Origin of the sequence: Caballeronia humi (genome assembly GCF_001544475.1) — a bacterium.
Taxonomy (GTDB): domain Bacteria; phylum Pseudomonadota; class Gammaproteobacteria; order Burkholderiales; family Burkholderiaceae; genus Caballeronia; species Caballeronia humi.
In genome coordinates this window covers 23,780-29,779 of record NZ_FCNW02000060.1, presented here as the reverse complement: position 1 = coordinate 29,779, position 6,000 = coordinate 23,780, and the positions used below count along the sequence as shown (strand labels likewise).

At 59.5% G+C, this 6,000-nt stretch carries 5 protein-coding genes and 1 pseudogene; 1 reads left to right on the top strand and 5 read right to left on the bottom strand.

Going from position 1 to position 6,000, the window contains the following annotated elements:
• Window positions 1-468 precede the first annotated feature (468 nt).
• Window positions 469-708 carry a hypothetical protein gene (locus AWB65_RS30035; RefSeq protein WP_087670567.1) on the top strand — a complete coding sequence of 80 codons (240 nt, stop codon included), beginning with the start codon at window positions 469-471 and terminating at the stop codon, window positions 706-708.
• Window positions 709-1,038: 330 nt separating this feature from the next.
• On the opposite strand, the pseudogene AWB65_RS35935 reads toward AWB65_RS30035, so the two are convergent.
• From AWB65_RS35935 to AWB65_RS30010, 5 genes and pseudogenes are all read right to left on the bottom strand, one after another.
• A pseudogene (locus AWB65_RS35935) lies at window positions 1,039-1,191 on the bottom strand (IS110 family transposase); the annotation flags it as partial.
• Window positions 1,192-1,436: 245 nt separating this feature from the next.
• On the bottom strand, window positions 1,437-2,927 hold the full coding sequence (locus AWB65_RS30025) for an efflux transporter outer membrane subunit (RefSeq protein WP_087670566.1): 1,491 nt from the start codon (window positions 2,925-2,927) through the stop codon (window positions 1,437-1,439).
• On the bottom strand, window positions 2,905-3,990 hold the full coding sequence (locus AWB65_RS30020) for an HlyD family secretion protein (protein WP_087670565.1): 1,086 nt from the start codon (window positions 3,988-3,990) through the stop codon (window positions 2,905-2,907). Before AWB65_RS30020 ends, AWB65_RS30025 begins: the two co-directional genes overlap by 23 nt.
• The gene (locus AWB65_RS30015; RefSeq protein WP_087670564.1) at window positions 3,987-4,685 is read right to left on the bottom strand and encodes an ABC transporter ATP-binding protein; all 699 of its coding nucleotides are present in this window, start codon (window positions 4,683-4,685) and stop codon (window positions 3,987-3,989) included. The genes AWB65_RS30020 and AWB65_RS30015 overlap by 4 nt, the downstream gene beginning before the upstream one ends.
• A 2-nt stretch (window positions 4,686-4,687) precedes the next feature.
• A complete protein-coding gene (locus AWB65_RS30010) occupies window positions 4,688-5,824 on the bottom strand; it encodes an ABC transporter permease (protein WP_087660557.1) in 1,137 nt (378 codons plus the stop codon).
• Window positions 5,825-6,000: the final 176 nt, after the last annotated feature.

The window sequence follows — 6,000 nt, the reverse complement described above, 5'->3', positions numbered from 1 at the left end:
CGCACCTCCTACAACTGCCTGAGTTCGAAAAGTACAAGGCCACCTGATGAACGCCCCGAGGCGTCCACGAACAAAACTCAATTTTGCAGGTCCGACTAATGAGCCGCAGTCCCTTTGATCGAGATCTGTTCGCTCTGTTGTGAATCATTTCCCTGTGAACGCACGCACTGGAACATTTGATCACTTCAGTCCGTGGACGTGTGGCTTTCGAGCCTCGCTTATAAGATACGTTGCGATCTACGAGCCCGTCGTCCCGTACCGCTTAAAAGCATAAAGGGCGTTCATCATTAGGGTCGCACCATCGTGCAGCCTACTGGGACCGTAGGGGAATGCCTACAGGGACCGGCAAAACGGCTACGAAACTCTCAGACCGTGCTGATTTGAATCTCCGCGGGACCGACCGATAATAGATTCAAGGACTCGAGAGCGACTTTCTTCAGCAGTCGAATTTGGACTTAGGAGCGCGCGATGAACAGCAACTACATTTCCTTGCGATCACTCGTGGACAAATGGCTCGCGCCGACCCGGTTAATGCCGGCGCGCGTGACACAGGTTGGTCGTCTGCTTGCGAATCGCGCTCGCTATGTGCGACTGGAACGACATACCTCGGGCGAGGCGATTACGATCATTTTCTTCCGGCATGACGACGGTTCGTGGTTTGTGTTCCCCCCCGCTCCGGCAGGGCCTTCGATGTGCGCCGGTTACTAATCGATACCTAAGGCTACTACAAGGGCTTCCTTTTTTCGCAAGCACAAGTGCGAATTTCTGTTATTGCCATGCTGCGTTACCGGCGTCACGTGAGAAGGTGAAGGACTGCTGTACAAAACTGTTCATGTTGGGTCAATGGCTCGGGCCCTGATCAAAGACGCACACGAGGGCCTCGTTCGCTGACTGGGATTGTGATCCCTGTAGCCTTATCAGATATACCCGCACGGGTCCAACCCGCTTCACATCACCGCTGGCAATGCAAAGTGATCGTTAATTGGCTCGTCGTAAGTTGCCTTTCGTTGGCGCGTGTTTTATGAAGTCGTCTGGAGGTCACGCGACGATCGGCTCCTGCTTGAAGTCGTCGCCATACTTCAGGACCGCCCATGCTATTCGTGCATTCCTGGCCGCGATCGCCACAGCCACGAGCCGGTAGCCGCGGCGCTCTATGAGGCTGCGCACTCAGCGGCTGAAGCGGTCGGGTCGAGTACAACCATGCAATCTAACGATCGCCGACCCGGCGCGCTTTCCAAGCCCGCCTCCATGGGCCAGGCCTAAGCGCACGGCACAGGGGCCAATGCCGTGCTCGCGCGGGCGCGGCCGATGCGGTTTGGAATCGTAGCCCCTGTCGCCTTCGACGATGCCAGCGCTATTATTATCAGGGACGTCCGCGGTTGCCGCGAACGTGAGCAATCGCCGCAACCAGCGCGTCGAGTTGCGCCATTTCCATTTCACGGCTCAGTGTCCCAACCCCCGCCAAGCGCCGCATAGAGCGCAACGGTATCTTGCATACGCTGCGCGATGCCCTGCAGATAGGCAATCTGCGCCTGGTGAAATTGCCCGTCGGCAATGAGAATCGGTAAATAGCCCACTGTGCCAGCCTCATAGTCCGCCCTGACAAGTCGCAATGCCTCAGCGGCCGAATGCAGTGCTCGTGATTGCGCTTCGAGCGCATGTGCGTCATTCTCCAACGCACGCAGCGAGTCAGCCACCTGCGCAAATGCTCCGAGTACGATTTCTCGGTACGTGGCTCGGGCTTGTGCGTAGGCGTCGCTCGCTGACTCTCGCTGGAACCAGAGCGTACCTCCGTGAAACAGCGGCGCAGTGACGTCTGCCGCTACGGACCATACTTGGCCTTTTCGATGCAACAGCGCGCCCATCGAGGTATTGTCATAGCCGCCGCTCGCAGAGAGCGTAACGCTGGGGAAAAGGTTGGCTGTTGCGACGCCAATGTTGGCGCTCGCGACATGCAGTGCGGCCTCCGCTTGCAAGATGTCTGGACGTCGGCGAACGAGGTCTGATGGTACGGTGACTGGCAGGGTCGCGGGCAAGGAGACATCTCGCAGGGACAGATTGGGGGCATGCCAGTCGGCCGGAAAAGCGCCCGACAAAGTCGCCAGCAGGTCTTCCGCCTGCACGCGCTTCTGTTCAAGCGCTGGCAGCGATGCCTCAAGCGTCGCCAGTTCGTTCTCAAGGGTCAGCACCGCGGAATATGCAGCGACCCCCGCCTGAATTTGTACCTGCGTCACGTCGATCTGCTCGCGCAAAAGTCCGACCATTTCGCGCGTCGCCGCAATCTCCTCGCTGTAGGCCGCACGCGCAATCATTGTGTTGACCACGTTTGCGGTCAAGGTCAGATACGCCGCGAGCAGCGCATAGCGTTGGGCGTCTGCTTGCGCGCGCAGACCTTCGAGCATGCGGCGCTCGCCGCCCCAGATATCGAGGGCGTAGCTGACGCTCGCCGAAAGAGTAAAAAGGTTGAAGAGCGATGACGGTTGATTTGCCCCCACGCGCAGCGGCGAGTACCTTTGCCGCGACCCACTGAATCCCGCGTCCGCTTGCGGGGAGAAGACGCCCGCGCCGGCCCGCACTTCGTCTTCGCTTCGCCGCAGCGCCGCCTCCGAGCGCTCGAGGGTTGGACTACCGGTCAATGCGTCGTCGACCGCTGCATCGATCGCCGGCGATCCGAACAGCGTCCACCAGTCGACCGGCAGGCCAATGTCGGCGGCGAACGTCTGCGCGGCGCCTGCCGCGACGAGAGGCCCGCGTACCGACTCCCCACGCTCGAACTGGGACACGCGCGGCGGCGTCGGCCTCGAAAAATCAGGGCCCAACGTGCAAGCCGCCAGGGCCAGCGCACTCGCCAGAGCAGCGGCGGAGAACAACGTGCGCAGCGACCTGCGTAGGAGCGCGCGCGGATCATTCAGCAGCGATATAGACATCGACCATCTGCCCGGGATAGAGCCGTGCGCCCTTCGGCAACACGACACGGAAAATGACCGGTAGCACGCGTACGTCCACGCGCTCGGTGCGCTGGTCCGACAACTGGATCTTTGGCGATACGTACGGCTGGATGCGCATGAATTCGAGCGGGGCCTCGAGGCTGGTGCCCCGCACAAACATGCGCGCTTTTAGCGCATGCGGATCCGGCAGACGGCCAATCAGGATCTCGTCGACATAACAGCGCACGGCAAGCTGCTCCGGCGCCGTGCCCATCACCAGCATCGGTGCCTGCGCCTGCGCGTATGGCTCATAGACACCCTGCGGCGACACATAGGAACCGAGCGACGCATTGATCGACAAAACGACGCCATCCGCAGCCGCGCGGATCGTGTATTTCGCAAGCAGGGCCTCGGCCGCAGCGGATGCCTTGCGCAGCGCATGGACCTGCTTTTCCTGATTGCGGATGTCATACACCCACGCACCCGCGCGCGTAAGCCGGTATTGGCGCGTCACGACCTCGAGATTGGCGCGCGCTACCTTGAGCGCGTTCGCTGCGTTATCGATTGTGTCCCTGCTGACCGCCTTCGAGTCGATTTCGAACGCGCGTTGCTGTTTATCGAATTGATCCTGGGACATCTTGAGGCTCGCGGCAGCGGCACCGACTTGCGCATTCGCGATATCGAGGGTCTCCGGACGCGGCTGCGATTTCAGCTCATCGAGCAGCGTCGCCGCAGCGTCGGCCTGCGCCGCGAGTTGGGCCGCGTTCGCGCGCTGCACCGAGTTTTCGATGGTCAACAGCACCGTCCCTGAGCGTACCTGCTCCCCTTCATGCACGAAGATGCGCGTGACAGCACCCGTGACATCTGGGTAGATGCTTACGTTTTCCCCCGCCGGTTGGTCACTTTCAACGATCCCGTTCGCGTAAACGCCACGCGTATAAGGGTTCGATGCAGGGTTGAACACCGGTGGCTGGGGTGGCTGCTGAATCCCGTACACGTATGCCGCCAGGATACCGGCTAGAAATCCCACGAACGCCATCGCGAACACGATCTTTGTCTTCATCGCGCCCCGCCCCGCTCGATATGAGTCAGGCGGCCATCCTCCATCTTCAGGATGCGGTCGGCATACTCGAAGATGCGGCTGTCGTGCGTGACGATCACAATGCAACGATGCTCATTGAGAACGTGATGCTTGACGAATTCGATGATGTTGCGGCCCGTATCGCCATCGAGCGACGCAGTGGGTTCGTCGAGAATCAGGATGTCCGGTTGGCTCACGATCGCGCGCGCGATGGCCACACGCTGCTGCTCGCCTCCAGAGAGCTTCACAGGTGTCAATTGGGCTCGGCTCGTCAGTCCCACGATCTCGAGGTATTTAAGCGCCTCGGCGAGCGCATCGTCCCAGGCGCGCCGCTTGAGGATAAGCGGAATAGCAACGTTCTCGGCTGTCGTGAGACGTCCAAAGAGGTGGTAATCCTGAAACACGAATCCGATGCGGTTCAGCCGAAAGTCGGCGATCGAATCGTTCGGCTGCTTCCACAAATCCGTGCCATCCACGATCACATCGCCCGAGTCCGGTCTCAGGATGCCGGAGATTACACTCAACAAGGTTGTCTTGCCGCTGCCGGACGGCCCTACGATCAGCAGCATCTCCCCGAACTCTGCTTGAATCGACACATCGCGCACGGCGTAGGTCCGCGCGTCGCCTTCACCGAACCACTTGGTGACCGAACGAGCGTCGATGGCTGGCGTTGTCATGCCTATCCCCGGAATATGTCAAAGGGTTCGATGCTCAAAACCCGACGAACGCCCATATAGCTCGAAGTCGCGGCAATCACGATTACCATCACGAAGGCGAGCAACAGATTGCCGTACGTAATCATTGCCGCGTAGTCCGGAATGCGCAGTCGCGCGAGGCTGATGAGCCCTGCGCACAATCCGATGCCCAGCCCGTAGCCGGTGAGCGCCGTAAAGGTCGCCTGAAACAGGATCATCGCGACAAGCTCATGGCTTTTCGCACCGATCGCCTTCAACGCACCGAATTTTTCGAGGTTCTCCAGAATGAACGTGTAGAACGTCTGGCCCGATATCGACAGTCCCACGACGAAACTGATAACCGTCATCAGCAGGATGTTGGTTCCGAGTCCGGTCTCGTATTTGTAGAAATCCGAGATGCTCTTCATGAACTCCTGCTTCGTGAGCGCCACGTAGCCGAGCTCCTTGACCGCTTGCTTAATATGGGCAATGTCGGCCTCGGACTTAGGCTCCACGAGGATGTACGACGTTGTATAGCGGCTCGAAGGGATGTATTCGATCGCCCGGCGGTAGGTCGTGTAGAGCGTGGGCGAGCCGAACAACCCGCTGCTTGCCACGGTGGCGATCCCAACGACCACGCCTCGGTGGTCGTTGAGTTCGAAATCGCTTCCCAGCTTGGGACTCTGGAGCTTCACGAACTCCGCGTCCTCGATCACGACGAATCCATTCTCCGCGTAAATGTCCTCGATCCTTCCCTGCTTCATCATGGGGCGACCGAACAGGCTTGTGTCATCGAGACCGATCACGGTGACGGCTTGATACCTGCCGTCGCGAAGCTTAACGAGCGCACCACCCGAATAGAGCGGAACTGCGTATTTCACGCCGTCGATGCTGCGCACTGCGTCCAGCACATAATCCGGCATGCCGATGCTGCTCGCAATCGTCTGTACTCCGGGATCCATTACCCAGACCTTGGCGCCCACGTTGATGACGGTGGACGACGAGCGGTCCAGAATACCTGCAAACAGCGACGTCATCTCGACCATCAGAAATACCGCGAACGTAATCCCGACAAGCAGCGCCGTGAACTTAGCGCTGTCGTTCACCAACAGTTTGAACGCGAGTTTTAGTATACCTATCATGTCAAGTGCAGGAGGAAGTAACGCATCAAGGACACCCTCGAGGGCGGCGCCATTCGATAAACACGCTCTTTGCCGATGCTTGAACGATTCACAAATCGTAGCGACGACGGCTCACGCGCGGTTGACGCAGGTCAACCCTGGCGCTTTCTGCAGGTGGAGTTCACGCGGTGACCTCC

Bases quoted from the DNA above. Each gene is read 5' to 3' on its own strand.
- AWB65_RS30035 (WP_087670567.1), top strand. From the start codon at position 469: ATGAACAGCAACTACATTTCCTTGCGATCACTCGTGGACAAATGGCTC.
- AWB65_RS30025 (WP_087670566.1), bottom strand. From the start codon at position 2,927: ATGTCTATATCGCTGCTGAATGATCCGCGCGCGCTCCTACGCAGGTCG.
- AWB65_RS30020 (WP_087670565.1), bottom strand. From the start codon at position 3,990: ATGAAGACAAAGATCGTGTTCGCGATGGCGTTCGTGGGATTTCTAGCC.
- AWB65_RS30015 (WP_087670564.1), bottom strand. From the start codon at position 4,685: ATGACAACGCCAGCCATCGACGCTCGTTCGGTCACCAAGTGGTTCGGT.
- AWB65_RS30010 (WP_087660557.1), bottom strand. From the start codon at position 5,824: ATGATAGGTATACTAAAACTCGCGTTCAAACTGTTGGTGAACGACAGC.